This window comes from Kutzneria buriramensis (assembly GCF_003387475.1).
Classification (GTDB): Bacteria; Actinomycetota; Actinomycetes; order Mycobacteriales; family Pseudonocardiaceae; genus Kutzneria; species Kutzneria buriramensis.
Genome location: NZ_QUNO01000020.1, coordinates 23,970 through 47,357 on the forward strand (window position 1 = coordinate 23,970; position 23,388 = coordinate 47,357).

Below are 23,388 nucleotides of genomic sequence, written 5' to 3' on the forward strand. Positions count from 1 at the left end.
AACCACGCACGCCTCCCGCAGACGTCGACGAACCGACGCCGGGAAGTCCTCTTCTGCCACCGTTGATCGATGGCGCACGTCCGCACGGTTAAGGAGTTCGCGCATGACGACAACCCACCGCGCTCGCCCGGTCCTCCGCAGCGACTACCAGCGTTCCGTCGCTGAGTACTGGAACAACGAGAAGGACCCGGTCAACCTGCGGCTCGGTGACGTCGACGGCCTCTACCACCACCACTACGGGCTCGGCGCCTACGACCCCGCCGTGCTGGACGGGCCGGACGAGGCCGTGATCGCGGAGCTGCACCGGCTGGAGACCGCCCAGGCCGAGGTGTTGCTGGACCACCTGGGCGACGTCGGCCCGAACGACGCGGTGCTGGACGCCGGCTGCGGCCGCGGCGGCACCAGCATCATGGCCAACCTGCGGTTCGGCTGCTACGCCGACGGCGTGACCATCTCCGAGCAGCAGATGGACTTCGCCAACGAGCAGGCCCGCCGCCGGGGCGTCGCAGACAAGGTGCGCTACCACTTCCGAAACATGCTCGACACCGGCTTCGAGGACGCCAGCCGCAAGGCCATCTGGAACAACGAGAGCACCATGTACGTCGACCTGCACCAGCTGTTCGCGGAACACTCGCGGCAGCTGGAGATCGGCGGTCGGTACGTGACGATCACCGGATGCTACAACGACGTCACCGGCGGCCGGTCCAAGGCGGTCAGCCAGATCGACCAGCACTACACGTGCAACATCCACCCGCGCAGCGAGTACTTCAAGGCCATGGCGGCCAACAAGCTCGCGCCAATCGCGGTGATCGACCTGACCGCGGACACCATCCCGTACTGGGAGCTGCGGCAGCGGTCCTCGGTGGCCACCGGCATCGAGGGCCCGTTCCTCCAGGCGTACCGCGAGGGCAGCTTCCACTACCTGCTGATCGCCGCCGACCGGATCGCCTGACCCGCAACGACATCGAGGCCCGTGTCCGGATCGGACACGGGCCTCGACGTCGTCGGTCCGCTAGTCGCTGTGGTAGCGCTTGCTGGTGGCGTGCCATTCGCGGCTGCCGCCGCACCACGCCCACGTGTCGGCCAGGAACCGTTGCAGCATCGGGGTTCCCTCCAGGTACATGGCCGCCGCCTCGGCGACGAAGCCGCGCATCAGCTCGTTGTGGATCTCGACCGTGCGCTTGGTGGCCTGCTCGCGGGACAGGCCTTCCTCCTCCATCAGCGCGATCGGCAGGCTGATGTCGTCGTCGGCCTCCTTGTCCATCGAGTGCAGGTCGTTGAGCAGCACCGCCGCCATGCCGGCCATGGTGAACGCCCGCCGCAGCCGGGGGTGGTAGAACTCCTGCGCCGGCAGCTCGTAGCCGGCGATCGCGTCGACCAGGATCATCGGCGGCAGGTAGCTGTTGTGGTAGCGGTGCATGTAGTACTCCCACACCGCGGGCCGCCGGCCGGTCTGCCGCCAGCTGGCGTTCTGGTCCAGGGCCTGGAACAGGATGGCCATCTGGTGCTGGAAGCGGCCCATCTGGGCGGTGGTGGTGTACTGGGCGAGGTGTTCCATGCCGGTCCGGAAGGCCAGCGCGATCGGCTCCTCCTTGACGAACCGCTCCAACTCGTGCCGGTAGCGCTGCGGCATCGTCACGGGGTCGACGACGCCGTACAGGACGCCGAAGCGGGCGGCGGTCAGGGCGGGATCCGCGCCCATCTCCTCCTCGTCCAGGTAGTAGTCGTCGGAGGCCCACTCGGCGACGACCACCTTGGCCGCGGCCAGCAGCCGGTCGGCGTCGTCGGTGCCGGGGTGGGTGAGCATGATCAGCCGGCCGAAGCCGCAGGACCGCAGGTGCTCCAGGCGTCCGTCGTAGATGCCGACCTCGCCGGCCCACTCGACCATGCGCTCGTTGACCTCCTCGCCGAGCGCCGGATCGTCCCGCACCGGGCCGGGGCAGAAGAGCTCCGGCACCTCGTCGGAATCGTCGTCCACGGCCGGCTCCGGCGGCAGCGCCGCCGGCTCGCGCGGCCGGTCCGCCAGCAGCAGCGGCAGCCGCGCGGCCGACATGCCCAGCGTGGACGGCTGCTCGGTGGGGAACAACAGGCTTGGGGCGAGTCGGTCGGCGCCGTCGTCGAGCAGCGCCGCCAGCTCGACGGAGGGCGCCGCGCGCATGTCGGCCAGCACCGCCGCCGCCAGCTCGGCCGGGTCTCCGGACACACTCGGGGCAAGAAGCCGAGACATCAGGGACATGCTGCCAGTAAGCCACAACCCTGGGGACCGGTCCGGGAAGTCCACTCGGACGTGCTACGGGTGTCGGGGGTGGATACCGCCAGAAGTGCGGTGCTCCAAGGAATTCATGTGAGCTTCTTGACGGCGATCGCGGTCGCGTCGGCGATGGTTTTGCGCCCGGCGGTGGACTTCGGGTCGGTCGGTGCGGTATACGCCGCGATGACGAGCGGTGCGCGGTTCGGCGGCCAGACCACGGCGACGTCGTTCACCTCGCCCTTCGCGCCGCTGCCCGATTTGTCCGCGGCCACCCAGCCCGGCGGCAGCCCGCCGCGGACCAGGTCGAGGCCGGTGGTGCTGGACTTCATCCAGTTCACGAGCATGTCCCGGCCGGCCGAGTCAAGACCCTCGCCGAGGGTGAGCTCGTTCAGGTCGGAGGCGAAGACCGGCGGCCGGGTGGTGTCCCGCTCGTCGCCGGGCGCGCCGTCGTTGAGGTCGGGTTCCTTCCGGTCCAGGTGGGTGACGTTGTCGCCGAGGTCGCGGGCGAACGCCGTGACCGCCTGGGGGGCTTGCAGCAGATCGATCAGCAGGTTGTCGGCGGTGTTGTCGCTGAGCCTGAGCGCCGCGTCGCACAGCTCGGCGACCTTCATGCCGCTGTGCTGGGAGGTGATCGGCGCGTACGAGAGGACCTGCGACTTGTCGTAGGTGATGACCCGGTCCAGCAGCCCCGGCTGCTGCTGGCGGAGCTGGAGGATCGCCCCGACGACCAGCACCTTGTGCGTGGAGCACATGAGAAACCGCTCTCCCGAGCGGTAGGCGACGGTCTTGCCACTCGCCGTGTCGAGGGCGTAGAACCCGAGCCGGCCGCCGAACTTCCGCTCTAGGGCGGCGAGGTCGGGATCGGACGCGGCGGTGGTCTGGGTGGCGGTCGACGGCGCGGCCGGCGTCGTGGTGGTGGAGCAGCCGGCGAGCGCGGCGGCGAGCCCGCCGAACAGCAGGGTGCGGCGAGGCAACGGCATGTGATTCCCCCAGTACGTCCGAGGGGATCACCCTATCGCCCTCGGACGGTCACGCCGCCCAGACCCGCGACATCGACCCGGACGACCGACGGTCCGAACGGCACGGCCGCGGTGGCGGCTCCAGCGAGGATGACGTGCCCGGCGCGCAGCGGGAACCCTTGCCGCGCGGCGATCCCGACCATCTGCCGCAGGGCACGGAAGGGATGGCCGAGGATGGCGGCGGTCGAACCGAACTGGACGTCCCGGCCGTCGACCGACAGCCGCACGGCGAGGTTGCCGATGTCGGCGATGGGCCGCCAGCCGCCGATCGCGAACAGGGCGCCCGAGGTGTTGTCGGCGATGACGTCCGCGAGATTGAACTTGAAGTCCCAGTACCGCGAGTCGATGATCTCGACCGCCGGCGCGACGGCGTCCACCGCGGACACGATGTCCGCCAAGGGATCCGTCGGATCGACGTCGCGGGCGAGACGGAAGACGATCTCCGGTTCGACGCGCGGGTGGACGAGGGTTGTGAGGTCCGCCTCGCCGCCGTCCTCGACGCGCATGGCGTCGGTGAGCTGGCCGACGATGATGTCGGAGACCCCCATCTGCGCCATCTTGGCCCGGCTGGTGAAGCCGAACTTGGTGCCGACGAGCCGCTCGCCGGCGGCCAACCGCAGGTCCAGCACGGCGTGCTGGATGGCGTACGCCTCGTCGATGGAGATCCCCTCGGGGAGCTGCGGTGTCGCAACGGCGTTGCGCTGGGCCTCGTGCAGTCGAACGGCGGTCACGATGTCGCCTTCCCGGCCAGGTCGAGCGCGACGTCCACGATCATGTCCTCCTGCCCGCCGACCATGCGCCGCCGGCCCAGCTCCACCAGGATCTCGCGGGTGTCCAGGCCGTAGCGTTCGGCGGCCCGCTCGGCGTGCAGCAGGAAGCTGGAGTACACGCCGGCGTAGCCCAGGGTGAGGGTCTCGCGGTCGACGCGAACCGGGCGCACCTGGAGCGGCCGGACCAGGTCCTCGGCGGCGTCCTGAAGCGCGAACAGGTCGCAACCGTGATGCCAGCCAAGGAGATCCGCCACGGCGATGAACGCCTCGGCGGGGCAGTTGCCGGCACCGGCGCCCTGTCCGGCGAGCGCGACGTCCACGCGGCACGCACCGTGCTCGACGGCGGTGACGCTGTTGGCGACCGACAGCGACAGGTTCTCGTGCGCGTGAATACCGATCTGTGTGTCAGGGTTGAGTTTTTCGCGGTAGGCGTCGACCCGCTCGGCGACGTCTCGCATGGTCAGGCGGCCGCCGGAATCGGTGACATATACGCAGTGCGCGCCGTAGGACTCCATCAGCTTGGCCTGTGCGGCGAGCTTCGCCGGCTCGTTGAGGTGGCTCATCATCAGGAAGCCTGCGACGTCCATGCCGTTCTCCCGCGCCCAGGCGATGTGCTGCGCGGCGACATCCGCTTCCGTGCAGTGCGTGGCGATGCGGACGCTGGTGACGCCGAGGTCCTTGGCGTGCTTGAGGTCCTCGATGGTGCCGATGCCCGGCAGCAGCAGGGTGGTCAGCTTGGCGTTGGTGACGGACTCGGCCGCGGCGGTGATCCACTCCGTGTCGGTGTGCGCGCCGAAGCCGTAGTTGGCGCTGGAACCGCCGAGCCCGTCGCCGTGCGCCACCTCGATCGCGGCCACCCCGGCAGCGTCGAGCGCGGTGACGATGTCGCGTACCTGTTGGACGGAGTAGTTGTGCGCCATGGCATGCATGCCGTCGCGCAGGGTCACGTCCTGGACGTAGATGTCGGTCATGCCGCGCTCCCGGTCAGCCAGCCGCGCAGTTCGGCGATGCGCTCGCCGGTGCGCAGCGCGGCCGAGGTCATGATGTCGAGGTTGCCCGCGTAGGCGGGCAGGTAGTGGCCGGCGCCGGTGACCTCGAGGAAGGTGGAGACCTTGACGCCGTCGAAGGGGCGGCCCAGGGCCGGCAGGTAGGGCACGGAGATCGGGTCGAACTGGACGTCCTGCTTGAGGCGGTAGCCGGGGACGTACTGCTGCACCTGCGCGACCATGTCGTGGATCGACTCGGTGATCTTGTGCTGGTCGCCGTGCTCGACGAGGCAGTAGACGGTGTCGCGCATGACCAGCGGCGGCTCGGCCGGGTTGAGCACGATGACGGCCTTGCCTCGGGCCGCGCCGCCGACCGTGCGGATGGCGGCGGAGGTCGTCTCGGTGAACTCGTCGATGTTGGCGCGGGTGCCGGGACCGGCGGACTTCGAGGAGATGGAGGCGACGATCTCGGCGTAGAGGACGTCGGTCGTGCGGGAGACGGCGGCGACGACGGGGATGGTGGCCTGGCCGCCGCAGGTGACCATGTTGACGTTGTCGGCGGTGAGGTTGTCGTCGAGGTTGACCGGAGGCACGACGTACGGGCCGATGGCGGCGGGCGTCAGATCGACCATGAGTTTGCCGTGCTGGGCGGCGATCTTCGCGTTGTGCCGGTGCGCCCTTGCGGAGGTGGCGTCGAAGACGATCCTTGCCTCGCGGAACTCCGGAAGCGTGGTCAAACCGTCCACACCGGACGACGTGGTGGCGACGCCGAGGCGTTTGGCGCGGGCGAGGCCATCGGAATCCGGGTCGATGCCGGCCATCGCGGCGACGTGCAGGACGTTCGAGAGCCGCTTGATCTTGAACATCATGTCGGTGCCGATGTTGCCGGATCCGATCACGACCGCGCCCACGGTCATCGCGCACCTCCGTCGTCGGTGAAGACTGCCTGGACCTCGCCGAGGCCGTCGAGCCTGGCGGTGAACACCCCCGGTTCGGTGACCGGGACCATCGGGCCGAGCGCGCCGGAGAGGATCACCTCGCCGGCGCGCAGCGGCGCGCCGCGGCGGGCTACCTCGCGGGCCAGCCAGGCGACCGCGACCACCGGGTTGCCCATGCAGGCTGCGCCGCTGCCGACCGAGACCGGCTCGCCGTCGTGCTCGATGACCATGCCGACCTGTGCGAGATCGAGGCCGTTGAGGGAGAACGGGACGCAGCCGAGGGTGTAGAGGCCGCTGGAGGCGTTGTCGGCGACCGTGTCCGTGATGCGGATGTCCCAGTTGGCCACCCGGGAGTCGACGATCTCGATCGCGGCCAGGACGAAGTCGGTGGCGCGCAGGACATCCGCGACGGAGGCGTCGGGGAGGTCGATGTCGGTCCTGAGGACGAAGGCGACCTCGGCCTCGACGCGCGGCTGGAGGAGGCGTCGCAGCGGCACGGGTTCGCCGGTGGCGTAGCCCATGTCGTTGAACAAAGTGCCGAAGTCCGGCCGGAAGACGCCGAACTGGCTGCGCACGGCGTCCGACGTCAGCCCGATCTTGCGTCCGATGACGCGGGCGCCTTGGGCGAGGCGGTTCTTGGTCTGAATCTCCTGCACCGCGTACGCCGTGTCGATGTCGGTGTCGCCGATGAGATCGCGGACCGGGGCGCAGGGCTTGCCGGTGGCTGCGGCCCGTTCGAGGCGGTCGGCGGCCTCTTCGGTCGTGGTGGTCACGAGGTCGACGATGGCGGTTCGCGGTGGCAGGATGCCAGCTATGCGTTCCACTCAGCGAGACGACGGTCGGAATTCGGTGCTGGGCCGGGCGGTTTCCCTGCTGTCGGCCTTCGAGTCCGATGACGACCGCTGCGTGACACTGTCCGAACTGGCCCGTCGCGCTGGGGTCGCCAAGCCGACGGCGCACCGGCTGGCGGGGCAACTGGTGTCGTTGGGGTTGTTGGAGCACGGGGATGGTGGGCTCCGGCTCGGGATGCGGGTGTTCGAGCTGGGGCAGTTGGTGCCTCGGCAGCGGGGATTGCGGGATGCCGCCCGGCCGTACCTCGAGGACCTGCACCGGGCGTCCGGGGAGACCGTGCACCTTGCCGTGCTGGAGCCGCCGGATGTGGTCTACCTGGACAAGCTCACCAGCCGTGCCGCGCCTGCGGTGCCGTCTCGCATAGGTGGTCGGATGCCCGCGCATGCGACTGCGGTGGGTAAGGCGCTGCTGGCCCATGCGTCCGAGGAGGTCAGGGAGGCCGTGCTGGCCGGGACGTTGGAACGGGTGACCGGGCGGACGGTTGTGATGCGTGGGGTGCTGCTGCGGGAGCTCCGTCGGGTTCGGGCGGACGGTGTGGCGCACGAGTACGAGGAATCGGCGAAGGGGGTGGTGTGTGCGGCGTGCCCGGTGGTGGACGGGGCGGGGACGGCGATAGCGGCGGTGTCCGTGTCCGGGTGGGTGAACCGGATGCAGGTGGAGCGGGTGGTGCCGGCGTTGCGGACTACGGCGCTGATGCTGAGTCGGCAGTGGGGGTGAGGGGTGGGAAATCGGTAGGTGGATCGGGGTGGGGTGCTGGGGTGTGTTTGTGGTGGGTGGGAGGGGTCGTTGGTGTTGTGGGGGAGAGGTGAGCGCTAGGGGTGTGTTTGTGTGTGTCGGCGCTGTTGGTGTTGTGGGGGAGACTGGTGCTTTGGCGGTGGCGGTCGGGGTGGGATTTGCGTTTGGGGTGGTGAAAGGGACCGGCGGTTTTGTTGAGGGGTGAGAAGGGGTGGCGGTTTTTTGTGTTTTTGGGTGGTACGGTGTTTGAGGTGGGGGAGGTGTGGTTTTTAGGGCGGCGTGGTTTGGGGGTCGTTTAAGGCTGATGGTGACCTGGTTTTTGGTGGCGTGGTTCGGGTCGATTTTGTGTGGAGCCTCTGGACGATGGCCTCGAGGAGCCTTTCCGGGGCAGGCTACGCCTGCCCCTCGCGCCGGAAAGCTTAGGCCATCGTCCACCTCCACACAAAATCGACCCGAGGCGGTAGTTTCCGGTGGTGTGCTGGCGAACTTTTGGTTCGCTGTGGAATTGTCAAGGAACGTGGGGGTGGTATTGGGGGTGGTTGGGTGGTGGGAATGGGTCGTGGGGGTGGCCCGGTTTGGCGGTGGGGTGGTTGGCCGGTGGCTTGGCGGGGCGGTGGTGGGGTGGTGCGGTCGTCCGGCGGGGCGGTGGCGCGGTGGTCCGGCGGGCGGGGTCCGGCTGGGCGGAGGTTGGGTGGTGCGGAGATCCGGCGGACTGGGGTCCGGCTGGGTGGGGTCCGGCTGGGCGGAGGTCGGGCGGGGTGGTGGCCCCCGGTGGGGCGATAGGGGTGGCCCGAGGGGGGCCGGCCCCGATTGGGGTGGCTGGCCGGTGTGTGGGTCTGTGGCCCGGTGGGGCGGAGGTCTGGTGGGGCGATGGGGGTGGCTGGTCGGTGTGTGGGTCTGTGGCCCGTGGGTGGTCAGTATTGATGGGGTGTGGTGGTGTAGTTGCGGTCGAGTGGGGTGGTCCAGTGCAGGGTGCCGTCGTCGTCGACGGTGACCTTGTGGGTGTCGTGCTTCAAGTGGTGGTGGCGGGTGCAGAGGCCTTTGAGGTTGGGGAGTGTGGTGTGGCCTTTGGGCCACGGGGTGACGTGGTCGCCTTCCTGAACCGACCGGGTGCAGCCAGGGGCCGAGCACACACTGCCGGAGCGGACTCCCACGAGTTCTTTGAGGCGTTGGCCTGGTCGGTAGGTGTGTTTGCCGATCGCTTCGGCTTGGTCGTGTTCGTCGAGCAGGATCGCCCGCCAGATGCCGTCCATGGCCAACTCTCGGGCGGTGTCGGCGGTGATGGGGCCATATCCCTCGAGCAGGGCGGGGTCTTCGGTCAGACCCATCAGGGTCTCCATAGACATCGTCACGTGCACCCGAACGTCACGTTCCTTGGCCTGGCCGAGGAACCGGTCGAGGAAGGCATCGGCCCGTTTCTGGTCGGTGGTGCGCTCGTCCTTCGGGAGGTCTTTGGCGTCGGCGCAGAGCAGGTCGTGGACCATGCGGGCCTCGACGGCGGGCAGGATCGCGGTGAGGTGGGCCATGCCGTCCGGGAGCGGCCGGATCTCCACCCGTCGCTCGGCTTTGGCTTTCTGGTGGCGTTGTTCGTAGCCGGTGGGGTCGGCTTGCGCGACCAGGGCGGTGGTCCGTCGGCTGAGCTGGGAGTGGGTCAAGCCGGGAGCCACCTCAAGCAGCGTGTCTTCGACCTCGGTGATGAGCGCAGTGGACGGCAGGTTGCGGACCCGATCACGAACCGCTTCCAGCCGGCGCAGGTCCAACCGCCCCTGCCGCAACTGGTCCATCAGGCGGGGCAGGGTCCGCAGATCCTCGGTCAACTCCTTGCGGCGGACCACGGTCTGCTCGGGTTCGGTGATGGCCATCGCCAACTCGGCGGTGTCCTCGACACCCCGCAGCACAGCCAACTCCACATAGTCGGCGAAGGCCCTGATCTTACGGGCGAGAATGGTGACGGTGACCCGTTCGTCGGCGGAAAGGGCGTCCAGATCGAGCCCCGCGAGAAGGTCGAACAGGGCCCCACTGGGCTCCGCTCTCTCCAACTCTCGGGTGAGTTCCATACCTCTAAGAATACCGACCTGCAAGATCCAAATCGAATCCCTAACGGGTGAACTGTTTCATGCATAATCGAGCGATCGGTCGCGCAGAACCGCCAACAACACGATAAGCGTGGATTTTGCGTGGAGGGGGACGATGGCCTAAGCTTTACTGCGTGAGGGGCAGGCGGAGCCTGCCCCGGAGATGCCCCTCATGGCCATCGTTCAGAGGCTCCACGCCAAATCCACGCGACATGCACACGATAAACCCGCCAACCCCAAAATGGCCGGCTAAAGGATACGCGAAGAGCCCAAGCCATGAAGAAGACCGGAACACCCCTACTCCTCCAGCAGCCGCTGTCCCTCCCGCGCCCACTCCGCCCGCACCCGCGCCACCCGAGCGATCCCGTCGAACACGTGCGCCTTCAACCGCGCGATCCGCTCATGGTCCTCCGGATCCCGCCGCGTCAGCCGCTCTTTCAGCAACGCCGTGTCGCGCCGCAGCAACCGATCCCGATGCGCCTCCGCCTCCGCCGCCGCCTTCTCCTGCTCGGCGATGAACGCCTCCAACACAGCCGCCGCATCCCCGGCATCGATCATGTCGAAGTTCAGGGCCTGCACCATGAACGGATCCCGAGGCGGCGCTGCGTCATGCGCCACCCCGAGCCAAGCGACAAGCTCACCGTGCCCCTTCGGAGTCACGGAATACACCGTGCGGGTCAGGCGCGGCCCCCGCGCCTCCTCGTCACCGGAGATCAGCCCGGCCTGTTCCATCCGCCGGAGCATGGGATAGATCTGGCTCTGCGGCGCGGCCCAGATCCACCCGGTGGACCCGTCGAAGAACCGCACCAGGTCGTAACCGCTCATCGGGCGTGCCTCCAGCACCCCCAACAAGGCATGCTGTAGGGACATGATCCGATACTAACGGTCACGCGCCGATGCGCACGCTCACGGTCTTCGGCTCGGTGAAGAACTCCCGGCTGAACGTCCCACCCTCGCGCCCGAGCCCCGAATCGCCGACCCCACCGAACGGTGAGCGCAGGTCCCGCACGAAGAAGCAGTTGACCCACACGTTCCCACTGCGCAGCCTCGCGGCGACCCGATGCGCCCGGTTCACCCCCTCGCTGAACACCATCGCCGAGAGCCCGTACGGGGTGTCGTTCGCCAGCCGGACACCTTCTTCCTCGGTGGCAAACCCCGTCACCGTCACGACCGGCCCGAACACCTCCTCCCGCTGCACGGGAGCATCCGCCGGCGCCTCGGTCAGCACCGTCGGCCGGACGAACCAGTCCTCGCCGACCCCGCCGGTCACCACCGACGCCCCACCGGTCTTCGTCGGATCCAGATACCCCACGACCTTCGCGAAGTGCTTCTCCGACGCCAGCGGCCCGATCGCCGTCGACGGATCGGACGGATCACCCAACCGAAGGCTCGCCGCCGCCGCGACGAACCGCGACAGGAACTCGTCGTACACGCCGCGCTGTACGTACAGCCGCGACCCGGCCAGGCACACCTGCCCCGTGTTGCTGAACGCCGCCCGAATCGACCAGTCCACCGCCACATCGAGGTCCGCGTCGTCGAACACCAGGTTCGACCCCTTGCCGCCCAACTCCAGGCTCACCGGCGTCAGATGAGCCGCGCCCGCCGCCGCGATTGCCCGACCCGTCACGGAACTTCCCGTGAACGTGATCCGGTCGACGCGCGGGTCCCGCGTCAGCACCGCGCCGGCGTCGCCGAAGCCCAGCACCACGTTCAGCACCCCCTCGGGGATGCCGGCCTCCAGCGCCAGCCGGCCGATGATCGCCGCCGAGCGCGGGGTGTCCTCGGCCGGCTTCAGCACCACCGTGTTGCCCCACGCCAGCGCCGGCGCGATCTTCCACGTCGCCAGCATCAGCGGGAAGTTCCACGGGGAGATCGCCGCCACCACACCGGCCGACTCGTACCGCGTGTACGTGTGCATGCCGATGTCGGACGGGAACGTCTCGGCCGTCGACAGCCGCGCGTGGTCGGCGAAGAACCGGAAGTTCTCCGCCGAGCGCGGCACGTCGTGCGACGAGGCGGCCGCGATCGGCTTGCCCATGTCACGACCCTCGGCCTCGCCGAGCTCCGCCGCGTTGGCCTCCATCAGGTCGGCGAACCTGTGCAGCAGACGTCCGCGTTCGGCGAAACCCATGCGCGGCCAGGGACCCTCGTCGTACGCCTTCCGTGCCGCGGCCACCGCAAGGTCGACGTCGGCGGCCGACCCGCGGGCCACGGTGGCGTAGCTCTGCCGCGTGTACGGGTCGATGTCGTCGTACGTGGCGCCGTCGGCGGAGTCGGTCTCCGCGCCGCCGATGATGTGCCGGATCTTCACGATGTCTGCTCCCTCAGTCGGATGGTGGCCGCGGCCCGGCCGGCCACCGGCACCAGCCCGGTCGCGACCAGGCCGATCACCGCCACGGCGGCGAAGAGATAGAAGTTCCACACGTAGTTCGCGCCGGACGCCAGCACCAGGCCGCCGAGCACCGGCCCGAGGATCGCGCCGAGCCGGCCGACGCCGAGCGACCAGCCGATGCCGGTGGCGCGGGACGTGGGCGGGTAGTACCGGGTGACGAACACGTTCAGCAGGTTGGTGGTGCCGATGGCGCCGTAGCCGGCGACCGCGGCCAGCACGTAGATGGCCACAGTGGACGGTCGCGTCGCCAGCAGCGCGATGCTCAGCACGGCCAGCAGGAACGACGCCGCCACCACCGGCTTCGACCCGAGCACGTCGGCCGCCCGCCCGCCGATCACCGAGCCGACGATCGAGCCCAGGTTGAACACCAGCAGGAAGCTCAGCGCCGAACCCAGTGGGAAGTGCGCCTGGCGCATGATCTGCGGCAGCCACGTGTTCATCCCGTAGACGACCAGCAGCGAGCTGAAAGTGGCCAGCCACAACAGAACCGTGCCGACACGAAAACCGGGCGCCGCCAGCTCGCGCAGGCCGGTGAGCCAGTTCCGCTTCTCCGGCAACGAGATCACCGGCACCTCGACCCCGAGCCGCGCCGCCAATGCGGAGGCCTCAGACGTGCGCCCCCGCAACACCAGGTACTCCAACGACTCCGGCAGCCAGCGCAGCGCGATCGGCACCGCCAGCACCGGCGCGGCGCCGATCAGGTACATGATCTGCCAGCCCAGCGCGGGAATCACCGGGATCGCCACCGCCGACGCGAGAATGCCGCCGACCGCGTACCCCGACTGCATCATCGCGTACGTCAGGTTGGGCCGGCCCGCCGGCGCGTACTCCACGACCAGCGCGGCGGCCGTCGGCATCAACCCGCCGAGCCCGATGCCGGCGACGAACCTCAATACCCCGAACACTTCCGGGTTCGGCGCGATCGCGCACAGCGCCGTGCAGACGGAGAACCACAGCATGCAGATGACCAGGATGCGGCGGCGGCCGATCAGGTCGGTCACCGTGCCCGCCAGCAGCGCGCCGAGCAGCATGCCGATCAGCGCGTAGCTGCCGATCGTGCCGGCCTGTGCGGGGCCGATGTGCCAGTCGGCGAGCAGGGACGGCACCGTGGTGCCGTAGACGACGAGGTCGTAGCCGTCGAAGGTGACGGCGAAGGCGCACAGCGCCACGACGATCCATAAGCTTCTTCTGGGCTGCATGGCGGGGGTCCTTTCACCGCGACGTTGCGGTCAGGTGGAGCCAGATGCGGTTGAGTAGTTCGGATCCGGTCGCCGCCCAGGACGCCTGTTCCTCGGCGGGCAGCGCGCGGACCGGGCCGTGTGGGGCGACGGCGAGCGTGAGCTTGGCGGTCTCGTCGAGAATCCACATGCGCGCCACCGCTTCGGCGACGGTGGCGCCGACGGTGATCGCGCCGTTGCCGCGCAGCACCAGCGCGGACGCGCTGCCGAGCGCGGCGGCCAGGTCGTCGGCGATGGCCGGGTCCCGCACCAGGCGGGAGTTGTGGAAGATCGGCACGATCGGGCCGAGCAGCGCGCCCTGACCGTGCAGCGGGATCAGTGGGAGGGCCAGCGCGGCGGTGGCCGCGACGGCCGTCGGCTGGGCGCGGCAGATCGCGCCCACGTCCGGTCGGACGGCCGCGATCGCGGTGTGCATCCACGCCTCGCGGGGCGTTCCGGCCGGAAGAGTGTTCGTGCCAATGGGCAGCCTTGGGAATTCTTCACCGGTCAGCGAGCCCAGCGGCCGGGGCGGGGTGATCAGCAGCTCCGCGTCCGAGATCCTGGCGCTGACATGCCCGAACGCGGTCACGAGGCCGGCCGCGTGCAGGGCGTGACCGGCCCTGGTCAGGTCCTCGGTGAGGGTGGCTGTCGTCATGGGGGCAATCGTTACCGGTATCTGTATATCTGTCAACGGTGTATTGACATGTATATCGATACCTGTAACGTGGTGCACGTTCGGTCACCGGCAGACAGCGAGGTGGGGCTGTGATCACCATCCAGGACATCGGCTATGTCCGTTCCGGCACGGCGGACCTGGCCACCGCCGTCGGCTTCGCGGTCGACGTGGTGGGCCTGGAACTGGTGGAGCGGACCGCGGACCGCGCCTACCTGCGGGCCGACAACCGCCACCACTGCCTGTCCTTCGTGGCCGGCGAGTCCGGCGTGCTGGCCTCGGCCTTCGTGCTCGCCGACGAGGACCGGTTGGCCGATGCCGAAACGGAGTTGGAACAGGCCGGGCTGACGGTGACCCGCGGCGACAAGGCCGCCGCCGCGGACCGGCACGTGCGGGAGTTCATCGCCTTCGAGGACCCGTTCGGCAACGTCGTCGAGCTCGTGGTGGACCAGAAGGAGGTGCCCACGCCGGTGAACTTCGCGCGCGCCGCCGGCATCACCGAGTTCGGCCACCTCTGCCTGGACGCGCCGGATGTCCGTGCCGCGTACCGGTTCTGGACCAGGCACTTCAACATGAAGGTGTCCGACTGGATCGGCGACGTCGCCTGCCTGCTGCGGTTCGACCCCGTGCACCACAAGATGGCCGTGTTCCAGGGCGCCGGTCCCGGCCTGTGCCACATGAACTTCCAGGTCGCCACGATCGACGACGTCATGCGCAACTGGAACTTCCTGCGGGACAACGGGATCGAGATCGAGCAGGGGCCCGGCCGGCACCCCCAGTCCGGCGCGGTCTTCCTGTACTTCAAGGGACCCGAGGGCCTGACCTACGAGTACTCCTACGGGGTGCGGCGGATCGAGGACGACGCAGCCTGGCGGGTGCGGTACTTCGACCCGGCCGAGCCGGACGCGATCGACATGTGGCGCGGGCCGACCAACCGCTGCGCGTCCCAGCCGCAGCTGCCCGGCCTGGCGGCGCGCTGATGCCCGTCGTCCGGACGGGGACCACCCTGAGCGAACGGGATCGCTGAAACCCGGGACGGCAGGGCGGTGCCGGTCGTATCGTCCCGTTCGTGGTAGCGGACTTAGCGCCGTCGGAGCGGGTGCTGTGGACCGGATCGCCGGTCCGGCACCCCGTCTTCGACTCCTCCGACCGGCTCGTGGTGCCGGGTGCGATCTTCGGTGTCCCGTTCACGGTGTTCTGGATCTCGACCGCGACCAACGCCGGCGCGCCGAGCTTCTTCGTCGCCTTCGGGTACGTCTTCCTGGCCTGGACGGTGTTTCTGCTGATCGGCCGGCCCGCGCTCCGGTGGCTGGAGCTGCGGGCGACGGTGTACACCGTCACCGACCAGCGGGTGGTGATCGAGGCGAAGGTGTTCGGCGTGGCCCGTAGCCGGAGCCGCTACCTGCGCCAGCTGTCGCCGCCGAGGGTCGCCGCCCGCGCCGGCGGCCTCGGCGATGTGCGGTTCGACGAGCCGGGGTTCGTGGACATGGTGCGCGCCAACCGGAACCGGCCGATGCCGCAGCGACCGTTCGAGCTGCGGGCCATCGACGGCGCGGAGCGGGTACGGGACCTCATCATGGCCGCGAGCAGGTGAACCGGGCCCGACGGATCCGCGGTCCGCCGGGCCCGGTCACCACTCAGCTGTGCGCCACGGTCAGCGCGTAGAAGTGCACGGTCGCGCCGATGGTGGAGCTGCTGCCGGACGTCTGGTCGTAGTCGCCGGCCTTGAAGTACTGCGGGTAGCCGTTCCAGGCCGACGGGATCGTGAGCTTGGTGGTGGCCCCGTTGATCTGGATCGAGAGCGTGTTGCCGCCGGTCACGCTGATCACGTAGCTGAACGTGGTGTTCAGCGCCACGTGGCCGATGGTGTGCGGGGTCTGGCCGCCGCCGGGACCGCCCTCCAGCCCGGCCACGATGTCGCCGTTGCTGTGGTAGTACAGCTCGACCAGCGGCTTGGTGGTGCCGCTGCTCTCACTGGCGTGGATCTGCCCGATGCACACGCTGGACGGCACCTTCGTCACCTTCACGGTGGCGCTCAGTTTGTGCGTTCCGGGCAGCCCCCAACTCGCCGCCGAACCGCTGGCGTTCATCTCCCGCAGCTCGGATCGGGAAAAGTTCGAGTTGGGCGTGTGCACGCCGTTTTCCGGGTCCCAGAACGTCATGGACCCGTCGGTCTTGTCGGTGTAGAAGTAGCTGTCCTGGTAACCGTTCGCGCCTTTGAGCCGGCTGGGGCTGATCGTGTTCGGCGAGCCCGGCGAGCCGGTCGGCTCCTGGAGCTCCCACACCGACAGGTTGAAGTTTCCGCCCGGCGCGACGGACGTGCTCAGGGCCGGTGCGGCCACGGCCGCCTGGCCGGCGAACAGGGCGCCGGCCGCGGCGAGGGTCAGGGCGCTCGCCGTCAGCTTCTTGTTCAATTCTTCTCCTCGCAGGGACACGTGGCGGCGTGAGGTGAACCGTGGAATCAGGCAGGAGTCACGGTTTTCGGGCCGCCCCGTCACAGCGAGAAATGGCAGCGCTGGCAGGGGTGGTGCTCATGAAGTTCTATCTCCTCCGGTCTGGCGGCGGTGCCATTCCGACTTCGAGAAGAGCAGGGGACAACAGTTTGCGGTTACCCGGGCAGCGCCGTCAACACTTCTGAACAGTGTTCAGGCACGTGAATTGTTCAGAGCTGTGAACCGGAAAGCAGGGTCAGAAGTTCTTCCACATCGTGGACGATCCGGTCGCGCGGCGTGCGGGCCCGCACCGCGACGCGGACGCCGAGCCAGGCGTTGAACGCGACGCTCGTCAGCGTCTCCGCGCTCATCCGATCGGTGACGGAGCCGTCCCGCTGGCCCCGCCGGATCAACCCTTCGAGGAGTTCGCGGCTGCCGGCCAGGTGCAGGCCCAGACGTTCGGCCGCGTCGTCGTCGGTGGGGCCGACCTCCGTCGCGCTGTTCACGACCAGGCAGCCGCGGCGGTCGTCGGGGGCCGAGTCGAGCAGCATGTCGAACAGGCCTCGGATCGCGGCCCGGCCGTCGGGCGCGGTGGCGGCCGCGTCCCCGAAGACCTTCTCGGTGGTGGCCGTGTAGCGGTCCAGCGCCTTGAGGTAGAGGGAGTGCTTGTCCCCGAAGGTGTCGTACATGCTGCGCCGGCCGACACCGGTGTGCTCGACCAGGTCCTGCACGGAGGTCGCCTCGTAGCCGCGCTCCCAGAACAGCGCCATCGCCGCCGCGACCGCCTCGTCCGGGTCGAATTCCTTGTGCCGCACCATGGGGACAAACCTCTCACACGATCACAGCGCCGCGCTCAGGCCGGCCTTCACCTTCCGGGTGAGCTCGTCGAAGAGCACCTCGGGCTCGCCCTTGGCCACCGCGTCCAGCGTGGTGCTGGCGACCTCGGCCGGGTCCGACTTGCCGCTCTCCACGTGGGCCGCCATGTCGGTGTCCATGTAGCCGACGTGCAGACCGGTGACGGTGATGCCCTTGGGCGCCAGCTCCTGGCGGACCACGTTGGTCATCGCCCACTCGGCCGCCTTGGCCACCGAGTACGCGCCGACGGACGGGAAGTGCGCCCAGGACAGGACGGAGGCCACGTTGAGGACGGCGCCGCCGCCGTTGGCCTCGATCACCGGGGCGAACGCGCGGATGGCGACCAGCGGGCCGACGTAGTGCACGTCGATCTGGTCGCGGATGGCGTCGAGATCGCTGGTGAGCAGTTCGAGCTCGCCGGAGGTGCCGGCGTTGTTGATCAGGAGCGTGGCGTCGGACGCGACCTTTGCGGCCGCCTCGATGCTGGCGTGGTCGGTGACGTCGAGGCGCAGCGGGATCGCGCCCTCGATGTCGACGGTCTCGGGGCGGCGCGCGGTGGCGTACACCTTCGCGCCGCGCTCGACGAGCTGCTTGGCGAACTCCCGGCCCAGGCCGCGGTTCGCGCCGGTGACAACGGCAACGGTGTTGGTGAGGTCCATGCCTTCGACGGTACTCTGTTGAGAACGAACGGTGCAATAAGCGTGACGGTGACCGTGACCACGTTCCGCGGGGCGACACGCCGACACAACATGTGGGTGCTTGCGACCGTGCTCGGCCCATGTATTGTGTTCACTGAGCTGGTTCGGCCGCCCCGCCAGGGCGGTCGTCGCAAGAGGGAACCCGGTGGAAGTCCGGGACTGCCCCGCAGCGGTGAACGGGAACGAAAGCCGTCAGGAAGCACTGGACGCCCAGTCCGGGAAGCGACGGCCGGTAGGTGCCGACAGGCATGCCCGTGAGTCCGAAGACCTGCCCGCTCGCCCGTCCGCACCGCGGCCGGGCTCGTGTCCAGGCCCCGAGGGAGGGCGTGGGGACCCGCCGACCGGCGCCTGCCGGCGTGTCCTCGCGCGTGCCCCGAAAGGCCGACAGCGTGCGAGGAGTCAAGGGCTGTGACGGTCTCCGACCAGACGGTCGTGCGGGCAGACGCCGATCCCCATCCGACGATGCGGGTGCGAAAACGGGACGGTGGCTACGAAACCGTCGACGTCAACAAGATCGTGAGGGCGGTCGGGCGGTCCGCGGTGGGGCTGGCCGAGGTGGATCCGCTGCGGGTGGCCACCAAGACGATCAACGGCCTGTACGACGGCGCCACCACCGAGGAGCTGGACCGGCTGTCCATCCAGACCGCCGCCGAGCTCGTCGCCGAGGAGCCCGAGTACTCCAGGCTGGCCGCGCAGCTGCTCGCCGCCTACATCGACAAGGAGGTCCGCGGCCAGGGCGTGCACTCGTTCAGCCAGAGCATCGCGCTGGGCCACCGCGAGGGCCTGATCGGCGACGCCACCGCGAAATTCGTTGCCACGCACGCCCGCAAGCTCGACGACGCCATCGACGCCGACGCGGACCGCCGGTTCGAGTACTTCGGCCTGCGCACGGTGTACGACCGCTATCTGCTGCGCCACCCCAACTCGCGGGCGGTGCTGGAGCGTCCGCAGTACTGGCTGCTGCGCGTGGCCTGCGGCCTGTCGCACACCGCCGCCGAGGCGATCCGCTTCTACCGCTTGATGTCCTCGCTGGCGTACCTGCCGAGCTCGCCGACGCTGTTCAACTCCGGCACCCGGCACACCCAGATGTCCTCCTGCTACCTGCTGGACTCGCCGCGTGACGAACTCGACTCGATCTACGAGCGGTACGCGCAGGTGGCGCAGCTGTCCAAGTTCGCCGGCGGCATCGGCGTGCAGTGGTCCCGGGTCCGCTCGCGCGGGGCCCTGATCCGCGGCACCAACGGCCATTCCAACGGCATCGTGCCGTGGCTGCGGACCCTTGACGCGTCGGTGGCGGCGGTCAACCAGGGCGGCCGGCGCAAGGGCGCGGCCTGCGTGTACCTGGAGACCTGGCACCCGGACGTCGAGGAGTTCCTGGAGCTGCGCGACAACACCGGCGAGGACGCGCGCCGCGCGCACAACCTCAACATCGCCAACTGGATCCCGGACGAGTTCATGCGCCGCGTCGAGGCCGACGCCGACTGGTCGCTGTTCGACCCGGACGAGACGCCGGAGCTGCCGGACCTGTGGGGCGAGGACTTCGACCGCGCCTACCGCGCCGCCGAACAGGCCGGCCGCGCCGTGCGCACGGTCAAGGCCCGCGACCTGTACGCGAAGATGATGCGGACGCTGGCGCAGACCGGCAACGGCTGGATGACGTTCAAGGACACGTCCAACCGCACCTGCAACCAGACCGCCGAACGCGGCAACGTCGTGCACCTTTCCAATCTCTGCACGGAGATCCTCGAGGTCACCAGCGACACCGAGACCGCGGTGTGCAACCTCGGCTCGGTCAACCTGGGCGCGCACGTGCTCGGCGAGGGGATGGACTGGGAGCGGCTGCGGGAGACCGTCCGCACCGCCGTCACGTTCCTGGACCGCGTGATCGACATCAACTACTACCCGACCGAGCCGGCCGGGCGTTCCAACCCGCGCTGGCGGCCGGTGGGCCTCGGCGTCATGGGCCTCCAGGACGTGTTCTTCAAGCTGCGTCTGGACTTCGACTCGGAGCAGGCGCGCGAGCTGTCCACGCGGATCGCCGAGGAGATCTACCTCACCGCCCTGGAGACCTCGGCGGATCTGGCCGCGAGCGCCGGCGCGCACCCGTCGTTCGCCGAGACCCGCGCGGCCCGTGGCGATCTCCAGCCCGACCTGTGGGGCGTGACCCCGACGCAGTCCGAGCGCTGGACTCGGTTGCGGGAGAAGGTCGCCGAGCACGGCCTGCGCAACTCGCTGCTGATCGCCGTCGCCCCGACGGCGACGATCGCGTCCATCGCCGGCTGCTACGAGTGCATCGAGCCGCAGGTGTCCAACGTGTTCAAGCGGGAAACCCTCTCCGGGGAGTTCCTGCAGGTCAACACCTATCTCGTCGCCGAGCTCAAGCGGCACGGCCAGTGGACCGCGCAGACCCGCGCCCAGCTCAAGCGGGACGACGGCTCGGCGCAGGGACTGACGGGCCTGCCCGAGGCGAGCCGGTCGCTGTTCCGCACCGCGTGGGAGCTTCCGCAGCGGTCCCTGATCGATCTCGCCGCCGCGCGCGGCCCGTACATCGACCAGAGCCAGTCGCTGAACCTGTTCGTCGCCTCGCCGACGATCGGCAAGCTGTCGTCGATGTACCGCTACGCCTGGCAATCCGGGCTGAAGACCACCTACTACCTGCGTTCCCGCCCGGCGACGCGCATCCAGCAGGCGACGGTGCCGGCTGTCGAGGCGATCGCCTGCTCCCTGGAGAACCCCGAGTCCTGCGAGGCATGCCAGTGACGACGTTCGCCCGTAAGCAGTCCCTGCTCGACCCGGGCATGGACCTGACCCTGCGCCCCATGCGGTATCCGCTGTTCTACGAGCGTTTCCGCGACGCCATCAAGAACACGTGGACCGTCGAGGAGGTCGACCTGCACTCCGACCTCGCCGACCTGAACAAGCTGACGCCGGCCGAGCGGCACCTGGTCAACCGGCTGGTCGCGTTCTTCGCCACCGGCGACACCATCGTCGCCAACAACCTCGTGCTCAACCTGTACGAGCACGTCAACGCCCCGGAGGCGCGGCTCTACCTGTCGCGGCAGCTGTTCGAGGAGGCCGTGCACGTCCAGTTCTACCTGACGCTGCTCGACACCTACCTGCCCGACGAGAACGAGCGGATCGAGGCGTTCGCGGCGGTGGAGAACATCCCGTCCATCCGCAACAAGGCCGAGTTCTGCTTCAAGTGGATCGACTCCATCGAGCACCTGAACCGCTTGCACAGCAAGGAGGACCGGCGGGCGTTCCTGCTCAACCTGATCTGCTTCGCCGCGTGCATCGAGGGCCTGTTCTTCTACGGGGCCTTCGCGTACGTGTACTTCCTGCGCTCGCGGGGCCTGCTCAACGGCCTCGCCTCCGGCACCAACTGGGTCTTCCGCGACGAGTCGATGCACATGGCGTTCGCGTTCGACGTGGTGGACACCGTGCGCCGCGAGGAACCCGACCTGTTCGACGACGAGCTGCACGACCAGGTCCGGCAGATGCTGCGTGAGGCCGTCGACGCCGAGACGCAGTTCGCCGAAGACCTGCTCGTGCAGGGCGTGGCCGGTTTGTCGTTGGCGGACATGCGGTCCTACCTCGAGCACGTCGCCGACCGGCGGCTGGCCGCGCTGGGCCTGGCGCCGGAGTTCAACGCCCGCAACCCGTTCGCGTTCATGGAGTTGCAGGACGTGCAGGAGCTGTCCAACTTCTTCGAGCGGCGGGTGTCGGCGTATCAGGTCGCGGTGACCGGAACCGTGAGCTTCGACGAGGACTTCTAGCCGGACACCGTAAAGAACCTGTTCGGGTGACGCTGGCCCCTTGCGTTCGGTGCCTACCATGGGTCGGTGATGGATGGCGTTCGCCGAGTGGTCGTCGGTGTCGACGGCTCGGTCGGCAGCTTGCAGGCCTTGCGACGGGCGGTGACCGAGGCGCGGATGCGCGCGGTCCCGCTCGTCGCGGTGGTCGCGTGGAGCGCGCCGGGTGGCGAGGTCGCCTACCGGCGCACGCTCGACGTGAAGCTGAAGAAGATGTGGGAGCAGGGCGCCTGGGAGCGGCTGGCCAGGGCGTGGGACGAGGCGCTTGGCGGCATCCCGCACGACGTGGACGTGCAGCAGGTGGCGGTGCGGGCCGACGCGGGCAAGGCGCTGGTGCGGATCGCCGAGGACGAGAACGACCTGTTGGTGATCGGCGCGGGCCGGCGCAGTCCGCTGCGGCGGGCGCTGATTCCCTCGGTGCCGAGGTACTGCGCTGCCCACGCGCTGTGTTCCGTCCTGCTGGTGCCGCCGTCGCCGCTGAGCCGGCAGATGGATCACGGCATGCTGCCGCGGCTGCTGCGGCGTCGGCGCGCGGTGAACCACCTGGTCGGCGGCTGAGCGGACAGCCACGGGGCCAGTTGCAGGACGCCGAAGACCACCTCCACGGCGAAGAACCCCCACAACAGTCCGGTGGCGCCGTGCGTTGCCCCGTAGGCCTCCCACAGGGCGAACAGGGTTCGCGCCGCGCCGTCGTACAGGCCGTAGACGGCTCGCGGGTCGGTCAGGCGCAACACCGCCCACACGATCACCACCGACCCCATCAGGTTGGCGTACATGACCTGCGTCGGATCGCCGGCGGGCATCGCCCCGAGTCCGAGCGCCAGGCCCAGCGCGGACAGCGCCCGCCGGGCCAGTTCGTACGTCCACGGCGTGACGAAAGCCGCCGTGACAACGAGGTCGTAGCCGGCGCTGAGGCGGACGAGTCGTCGGTAGTCCATGGGGTCGACGCTAAACAGTGGAGTACGCTCCAGGGTCAAGTCCACGCCAGCGACGGAGTCGACCATGCGTATCGGGGAACTGGCCGCGCGGACGGGCCTGAGCCGGGACGCCATCCGGTTCTACGAGAAGGTCGGGCTGGTCGCCGGCCGGCGGCTCGGCAACGGCTACCGTGACTTCCCGCCCGAGACCGTCCCGTGGCTCCAGTACGTCCGCACCGCGCAGGCGCTCGGGTTCTCGCTCGGCGAGATCGCCGAGAACCTGGCCGAACTGCGGGACGTGCCCGACTCGGCCGAAGCGCTGTCCGCGCTGTTCCGGGACAAGATCCGGCTCATCGACGCGCGGATGGCGGAACTCGCCACGCTGCGCGCGGATCTGGTGGCGCGCGTGGACACGGGCTGCCCGCTGCGCGCTAGTTCTCCGGCTGCCAGCGGTACTTCTTGAGGTTCACCTTCTGACCGTCGGCGAGCACGCCCTCCGCCCGCAGCCGCGCGAGCTGCTCGTGCGCGATGTGCGGGGCGGGGGTGCCGTTGGCCCGCAGGATCCGGTGCCAGGGCAGGTCGTGACCGTCCTCGGCGAGCATCGCACCGACCATGCGCGGGGACGGCGCGCCGGCCATGGCGGCGATGTCGCCGTAGGTGGAGACCTGCCCGGGCGGCACGTCCCTGATCGCTTCCCGCATCCGCTCGTGCAACTCCTCGTCCATGCGCTGGATTATGCCCGCTCTGTGACAGCTCCTCGACGGTT

The 23,388-nt window shown here is 69.3% G+C and carries 24 protein-coding genes and 1 riboswitch; of the genes, 8 read left to right on the plus strand and 16 right to left on the minus strand.

Going from position 1 to position 23,388, the window contains the following annotated elements; translation table 11 throughout:
* Window positions 1-103: 103 nt before the first annotated feature.
* Window positions 104-952, plus strand: a complete 849-nt coding sequence (locus BCF44_RS43465) for a geranyl diphosphate 2-C-methyltransferase (RefSeq protein ID WP_116180382.1) — start codon at window positions 104-106, stop codon at window positions 950-952.
* A 60-nt stretch (window positions 953-1,012) separates the two neighbouring features.
* Here BCF44_RS43465 and BCF44_RS43470 read toward each other — a convergent pair whose 3' ends face one another.
* The 6 genes from BCF44_RS43470 to BCF44_RS43495 form a co-directional block, all read right to left on the minus strand.
* Window positions 1,013-2,227, minus strand: coding sequence for a family 2 encapsulin nanocompartment cargo protein terpene cyclase (locus tag BCF44_RS43470; RefSeq protein ID WP_211353497.1), 1,215 nt, complete (start codon window positions 2,225-2,227; stop codon window positions 1,013-1,015).
* Window positions 2,228-2,340: 113 nt separating this feature from the next.
* On the minus strand, window positions 2,341-3,231 hold the full coding sequence (bla, locus tag BCF44_RS43475) for a class A beta-lactamase (RefSeq protein ID WP_116180384.1): 891 nt from the start codon (window positions 3,229-3,231) through the stop codon (window positions 2,341-2,343).
* A 32-nt stretch (window positions 3,232-3,263) separates the two neighbouring features.
* Complete coding sequence (locus BCF44_RS43480) at window positions 3,264-4,001, minus strand: 2-keto-4-pentenoate hydratase (protein ID WP_211353498.1); 738 nt, start codon at window positions 3,999-4,001, stop codon at window positions 3,264-3,266.
* Window positions 3,998-5,011, minus strand: coding sequence for a 4-hydroxy-2-oxovalerate aldolase (gene dmpG / locus BCF44_RS43485; RefSeq protein ID WP_116180385.1), 1,014 nt, complete (start codon window positions 5,009-5,011; stop codon window positions 3,998-4,000). Before dmpG ends, BCF44_RS43480 begins: the two co-directional genes overlap by 4 nt.
* Window positions 5,008-5,943 carry an acetaldehyde dehydrogenase (acetylating) gene (locus BCF44_RS43490; protein ID WP_116180386.1) on the minus strand — a complete coding sequence of 312 codons (936 nt, stop codon included), beginning with the start codon at window positions 5,941-5,943 and terminating at the stop codon, window positions 5,008-5,010. The genes dmpG and BCF44_RS43490 overlap by 4 nt, the downstream gene beginning before the upstream one ends.
* Window positions 5,940-6,737 (minus strand): 2-keto-4-pentenoate hydratase, encoded by a 798-nt coding sequence (locus BCF44_RS43495; protein ID WP_116180387.1) that lies wholly within the window; start codon window positions 6,735-6,737, stop codon window positions 5,940-5,942. The genes BCF44_RS43490 and BCF44_RS43495 overlap by 4 nt, the downstream gene beginning before the upstream one ends.
* Before the next feature lie 40 nt (window positions 6,738-6,777).
* Here BCF44_RS43495 and BCF44_RS43500 point away from each other — a divergent pair, with 40 nt between their 5' ends.
* A complete protein-coding gene (locus BCF44_RS43500; protein ID WP_116180388.1) occupies window positions 6,778-7,533 on the plus strand; it encodes an IclR family transcriptional regulator in 756 nt (251 codons plus the stop codon).
* 932 nt (window positions 7,534-8,465) lie between these two features.
* Here BCF44_RS43500 and BCF44_RS43510 read toward each other — a convergent pair.
* From BCF44_RS43510 to BCF44_RS43530, 5 genes are all read right to left on the minus strand, one after another.
* Window positions 8,466-9,632 (minus strand): HNH endonuclease signature motif containing protein, encoded by a 1,167-nt coding sequence (locus tag BCF44_RS43510; protein WP_147328863.1) that lies wholly within the window; start codon window positions 9,630-9,632, stop codon window positions 8,466-8,468.
* A gap of 291 nt (window positions 9,633-9,923) precedes the next feature.
* Complete coding sequence (locus BCF44_RS43515) at window positions 9,924-10,469, minus strand: PadR family transcriptional regulator (protein WP_246016174.1); 546 nt, start codon at window positions 10,467-10,469, stop codon at window positions 9,924-9,926.
* A gap of 43 nt (window positions 10,470-10,512) precedes the next feature.
* Window positions 10,513-11,937: an aldehyde dehydrogenase gene (locus tag BCF44_RS43520; RefSeq protein WP_211353500.1), complete on the minus strand. Its 1,425-nt coding sequence runs from the start codon at window positions 11,935-11,937 to the stop codon at window positions 10,513-10,515.
* Window positions 11,934-13,217 carry an MFS transporter gene (locus BCF44_RS43525; protein ID WP_211353501.1) on the minus strand — a complete coding sequence of 428 codons (1,284 nt, stop codon included), beginning with the start codon at window positions 13,215-13,217 and terminating at the stop codon, window positions 11,934-11,936. Before BCF44_RS43525 ends, BCF44_RS43520 begins: the two co-directional genes overlap by 4 nt.
* Before the next feature lie 13 nt (window positions 13,218-13,230).
* The gene (locus BCF44_RS43530) at window positions 13,231-13,890 is read right to left on the minus strand and encodes a class II aldolase/adducin family protein (RefSeq protein ID WP_116180392.1); all 660 of its coding nucleotides are present in this window, start codon (window positions 13,888-13,890) and stop codon (window positions 13,231-13,233) included.
* A gap of 110 nt (window positions 13,891-14,000) precedes the next feature.
* Between BCF44_RS43530 and BCF44_RS43535 the strand changes: the two genes are divergently transcribed.
* Together BCF44_RS43535 and BCF44_RS43540 are read left to right on the plus strand one after the other, a co-directional pair.
* A complete protein-coding gene (locus BCF44_RS43535) occupies window positions 14,001-14,888 on the plus strand; it encodes a VOC family protein (protein WP_116180393.1) in 888 nt (295 codons plus the stop codon).
* A gap of 89 nt (window positions 14,889-14,977) precedes the next feature.
* Window positions 14,978-15,502: a hypothetical protein gene (locus tag BCF44_RS43540; protein ID WP_147328864.1), complete on the plus strand. Its 525-nt coding sequence runs from the start codon at window positions 14,978-14,980 to the stop codon at window positions 15,500-15,502.
* Between the two features lie 43 nt (window positions 15,503-15,545).
* Here the strand turns inward: BCF44_RS43540 and BCF44_RS43545 are convergent, their stop codons facing one another.
* The 3 genes from BCF44_RS43545 to BCF44_RS43555 all read right to left on the minus strand — a co-directional run bounded on the left by BCF44_RS43545 (window position 15,546) and on the right by BCF44_RS43555 (window position 17,854).
* Window positions 15,546-16,322 carry a polysaccharide lyase family 7 protein gene (locus BCF44_RS43545; RefSeq protein ID WP_246016157.1) on the minus strand — a complete coding sequence of 259 codons (777 nt, stop codon included), beginning with the start codon at window positions 16,320-16,322 and terminating at the stop codon, window positions 15,546-15,548.
* Window positions 16,323-16,570: 248 nt separating this feature from the next.
* Window positions 16,571-17,158, minus strand: coding sequence for a TetR/AcrR family transcriptional regulator (locus tag BCF44_RS43550; RefSeq protein ID WP_116180395.1), 588 nt, complete (start codon window positions 17,156-17,158; stop codon window positions 16,571-16,573).
* Between the two features lie 21 nt (window positions 17,159-17,179).
* Entirely contained in the window at window positions 17,180-17,854 is a 675-nt protein-coding gene (locus BCF44_RS43555) for an SDR family oxidoreductase (protein WP_116180396.1), read from the minus strand.
* 122 nt (window positions 17,855-17,976) lie between these two features.
* Window positions 17,977-18,183, plus strand: a riboswitch (cobalamin riboswitch).
* Between the two features lie 118 nt (window positions 18,184-18,301).
* Between BCF44_RS43555 and BCF44_RS43560 the strand changes: the two genes are divergently transcribed.
* From BCF44_RS43560 to BCF44_RS43570, 3 genes are all read left to right on the plus strand, one after another.
* On the plus strand, window positions 18,302-20,653 hold the full coding sequence (locus BCF44_RS43560; RefSeq protein ID WP_246016158.1) for a ribonucleoside-diphosphate reductase subunit alpha: 2,352 nt from the start codon (window positions 18,302-18,304) through the stop codon (window positions 20,651-20,653).
* Window positions 20,644-21,669, plus strand: a complete 1,026-nt coding sequence (locus BCF44_RS43565) for a ribonucleotide-diphosphate reductase subunit beta (protein WP_116180397.1) — start codon at window positions 20,644-20,646, stop codon at window positions 21,667-21,669. Before BCF44_RS43560 ends, BCF44_RS43565 begins: the two co-directional genes overlap by 10 nt.
* 69 nt (window positions 21,670-21,738) lie before the next feature.
* Window positions 21,739-22,263 (plus strand): universal stress protein, encoded by a 525-nt coding sequence (locus BCF44_RS43570; RefSeq protein WP_116180398.1) that lies wholly within the window; start codon window positions 21,739-21,741, stop codon window positions 22,261-22,263.
* Here the strand turns inward: BCF44_RS43570 and BCF44_RS43575 are convergent.
* The gene (locus BCF44_RS43575) at window positions 22,200-22,643 is read right to left on the minus strand and encodes a hypothetical protein (protein WP_116180399.1); all 444 of its coding nucleotides are present in this window, start codon (window positions 22,641-22,643) and stop codon (window positions 22,200-22,202) included. The genes BCF44_RS43570 and BCF44_RS43575 overlap by 64 nt on opposite strands.
* Window positions 22,644-22,707: 64 nt before the next feature.
* On the opposite strand from BCF44_RS43575, the gene BCF44_RS43580 reads away from it, so the two are divergent.
* Window positions 22,708-23,085: a MerR family transcriptional regulator gene (locus tag BCF44_RS43580; RefSeq protein WP_116180400.1), complete on the plus strand. Its 378-nt coding sequence runs from the start codon at window positions 22,708-22,710 to the stop codon at window positions 23,083-23,085.
* Here the strand turns inward: BCF44_RS43580 and BCF44_RS43585 are convergent.
* Window positions 23,054-23,347 carry an MGMT family protein gene (locus BCF44_RS43585; RefSeq protein WP_211353503.1) on the minus strand — a complete coding sequence of 98 codons (294 nt, stop codon included), beginning with the start codon at window positions 23,345-23,347 and terminating at the stop codon, window positions 23,054-23,056. The two genes, BCF44_RS43580 and BCF44_RS43585, sit on opposite strands and share 32 nt — an antisense overlap.
* Between the last annotated feature and the right edge of the window lie 41 nt (window positions 23,348-23,388).

Bases quoted from the DNA above. Each gene is read 5' to 3' on its own strand.
- BCF44_RS43465 (WP_116180382.1), top strand. From the start codon at position 104: ATGACGACAACCCACCGCGCTCGCCCGGTCCTCCGCAGCGACTACCAG.
- BCF44_RS43470 (WP_211353497.1), bottom strand. From the start codon at position 2,227: ATGTCTCGGCTTCTTGCCCCGAGTGTGTCCGGAGACCCGGCCGAGCTG.
- bla (WP_116180384.1), bottom strand. From the start codon at position 3,231: ATGCCGTTGCCTCGCCGCACCCTGCTGTTCGGCGGGCTCGCCGCCGCG.
- dmpG (WP_116180385.1), bottom strand. From the start codon at position 5,011: ATGACCGACATCTACGTCCAGGACGTGACCCTGCGCGACGGCATGCAT.
- BCF44_RS43490 (WP_116180386.1), bottom strand. From the start codon at position 5,943: ATGACCGTGGGCGCGGTCGTGATCGGATCCGGCAACATCGGCACCGAC.
- BCF44_RS43500 (WP_116180388.1), top strand. From the start codon at position 6,778: ATGCGTTCCACTCAGCGAGACGACGGTCGGAATTCGGTGCTGGGCCGG.
- BCF44_RS43525 (WP_211353501.1), bottom strand. From the start codon at position 13,217: ATGCAGCCCAGAAGAAGCTTATGGATCGTCGTGGCGCTGTGCGCCTTC.
- BCF44_RS43530 (WP_116180392.1), bottom strand. From the start codon at position 13,890: ATGACGACAGCCACCCTCACCGAGGACCTGACCAGGGCCGGTCACGCC.
- BCF44_RS43550 (WP_116180395.1), bottom strand. From the start codon at position 17,158: ATGGTGCGGCACAAGGAATTCGACCCGGACGAGGCGGTCGCGGCGGCG.
- BCF44_RS43555 (WP_116180396.1), bottom strand. From the start codon at position 17,854: ATGGACCTCACCAACACCGTTGCCGTTGTCACCGGCGCGAACCGCGGC.
- BCF44_RS43565 (WP_116180397.1), top strand. From the start codon at position 20,644: ATGCCAGTGACGACGTTCGCCCGTAAGCAGTCCCTGCTCGACCCGGGC.
- BCF44_RS43570 (WP_116180398.1), top strand. From the start codon at position 21,739: ATGGATGGCGTTCGCCGAGTGGTCGTCGGTGTCGACGGCTCGGTCGGC.
- BCF44_RS43575 (WP_116180399.1), bottom strand. From the start codon at position 22,643: ATGGACTACCGACGACTCGTCCGCCTCAGCGCCGGCTACGACCTCGTT.
- BCF44_RS43580 (WP_116180400.1), top strand. From the start codon at position 22,708: ATGCGTATCGGGGAACTGGCCGCGCGGACGGGCCTGAGCCGGGACGCC.
- BCF44_RS43585 (WP_211353503.1), bottom strand. From the start codon at position 23,347: ATGGACGAGGAGTTGCACGAGCGGATGCGGGAAGCGATCAGGGACGTG.